The organism is Arthrobacter sp. P4_H3 (assembly GCF_056400885.1).
Window position 1 is genome coordinate 1 of the sequence record NZ_JBFUKK010000053.1, and the last position, 717, is coordinate 717.

At 53.8% G+C, this 717-nt stretch carries 1 rRNA gene; it reads left to right on the forward strand.

The features are described 5' to 3' along the window. Window positions 1-206: ribosomal RNA gene (locus tag AC1DRE_RS25105) — 16S ribosomal RNA — on the forward strand; the annotation flags it as partial. Window positions 207-717: the final 511 nt, after the last annotated feature.

The window sequence follows — 717 nt, forward strand, 5'->3', positions numbered from 1 at the left end:
TCGCTAGTAATCGCAGATCAGCAACGCTGCGGTGAATACGTTCCCGGGCCTTGTACACACCGCCCGTCAAGTCACGAAAGTTGGTAACACCCGAAGCCGGTGGCCTAACCCCTTGTGGGAGGGAGCTGTCGAAGGTGGGACTGGCGATTGGGACTAAGTCGTAACAAGGTAGCCGTACCGGAAGGTGCGGCTGGATCACCTCCTTTCTAAGGAGCACCTACAATCATCTTGCCTCATGTATGTGAGTGTGGAGGGGTTGTCAGGAGTAACGCCCGTTGCGCAGACGATTGTTCTGCGGCGGGTGCTCACGGGTGGAATATCAGCAAATAGCGGCCGCGGGTTTCTTCCCGGCGCCTAGTACGGATGCTCTTGAGTGTCCTGGAACGGTGCGGGGGGTTGATGCGCGGTTTAGTGTTTGGCACACTGTTGGGTCCTGAGGCAACAGGACCGGGAGGGAACTCCCGGTACTTGTTTGTTTCTGGTTTCCTGGCTGCACCGATCGCATGCGTTGGCTTGTCCTTTTTGGGGCGGGTGTGTGTGGGGTGTGTGGTATGGGGTTGTTGTTTGAGAACTACATAGTGGACGCGAGCATCTTTTATAAGAAGCAATTTCCAAGAATATGAACCTGGATCTGTTGTTCTGTCCTTCGGGGTGGAGCAGTGGTTTTCGTGGTTCTCTCGAAAATTAGCGTTTTTGATCTTTTGTGGTCAAGTTTTT